Raw genomic sequence first — 1,279 nt, forward strand, 5'->3', positions numbered from 1 at the left:
GCCCCAGCCCCAGCCCCTCGCGCCGGCTCCCGCTCCCGCGCCGGAACCTGCACCCGCGAGCGCGTACTACAAGAACTGCTCGGCTGCCCGCGCTGCAGGAGCAGCGCCGCTCTATGCCGGTGAGCCCGGCTACCGGGCCGAGATGGACCGTGACAAAGACGGGGTCGCGTGCGAGTGAACCCCGCGAAACGGGTTGCCGCCCCGGGAGTCACGGCGTGCGTGACTTCCGGGCCTTCTCGATCGTGAGTTCGATCGAATCGAGGAGTCGTTCGAGGCTCGGTTCGAACGGCCCGTCCGGTTCGTCGAAGGCCCCGGCTTCCCAGACACGGGTCATGGTCGGGTAGCGCTCGACGTCGAACCAGTCTTCCCAGAAACTGTTCATCGACATCCAGTACGCGTCGCGGTCGAGTCCGGTGTTCTCCCTGTCCCGGTTCTCCGCGATCGCGCCGCGTGCAAGCCCTTGGACGAAATTGTCCACGACACCGATGATTTCGACGACCTGACGCTCCGTGGTGCCCTCGTCCACGAGGATGCGGAGGCCGGCTTCCTGTGCGTCGAGAACGTGTGGAGCGAGCGGTGCCCGCCACATGTTGGTCTGCAGGATCCAGGGGTGCCGGAGGTACAGGTTCCAGTGCTCGCGCGCGTACGTGGCGAGCGCGGGACGCCACGGGGTGCCCGGTGCCGGCAGGTCGAGTTCGGAGTAGGCGCGGTCGACCATGAGATCGATCAGTTCGGTCCGCCCGGGGACGTACGTGTAGAGCGACATGGCGCCGACGCGAAGTGCGGCCGCGACGCGCCGCATCGACAGTGCGTCCAGTCCGCCCTCGTCCGCGACAGCGATTGCGGCCCCGACCACGTCGTCGCGGGTGAGGCCGGCTTTTCTTCCCCGGGTCTTGGGTTCGGTCGGTGCCCACAACAGCGCGAGACGACGGGTCGCCTCGGCGGTGCGGTCCGATTCTCTGTCTTCTTCGTTCTGCCGGTCGGGCGGCAACGACGATCCTTTCTCCGGGTTTATTTCCGTACATCGTATGATAATCTGGTCCCGCCTATTCCGGTACGACGTACGAATAGAGAATCGGATGATCCGAGCACGAGGACTTACCAAGACGTTCCGTCGCAAGAAGGACACGATCCAGGCAGTGGACGACGTCGACGTCGACGTTGCGGAAGGTGAACTCGTTGCCTTCCTCGGCCCCCACGGGGCCGGGAAGTCCCCCCCCCAGCGCAAGCGGACCCGCCGCCGGGCCCCCACCTCGGGCACCGCGCCCGTCGCCGGGGT

2 protein-coding genes and 1 pseudogene are annotated in these 1,279 nt (G+C 67.0%); 2 read left to right on the top strand and 1 reads right to left on the bottom strand.

The features are described 5' to 3' along the window. The coding region (locus TVH25_RS21310) for an excalibur calcium-binding domain-containing protein (RefSeq protein WP_422425415.1) at positions 1 to 178 on the top strand (178 nt) is incomplete at its 5' end. A 30-nt stretch (positions 179 to 208) separates the two neighbouring features. Here TVH25_RS21310 and TVH25_RS21315 read toward each other — a convergent pair. Then, entirely contained in the window at positions 209 to 991 is a 783-nt protein-coding gene (locus tag TVH25_RS21315) for a TetR/AcrR family transcriptional regulator (protein WP_169622559.1), read from the bottom strand. An 88-nt stretch (positions 992 to 1,079) separates the two neighbouring features. Here TVH25_RS21315 and TVH25_RS21320 point away from each other — a divergent pair. Beyond that, positions 1,080 to 1,279 (top strand): annotated as a pseudogene (locus tag TVH25_RS21320) (ABC transporter); the annotation flags it as partial.

The sequence above is a fragment of the Rhodococcus sp. 7Tela_A2 genome, assembly GCF_049311045.1.
Lineage (GTDB): Bacteria > Actinomycetota > Actinomycetes > Mycobacteriales > Mycobacteriaceae > Rhodococcus.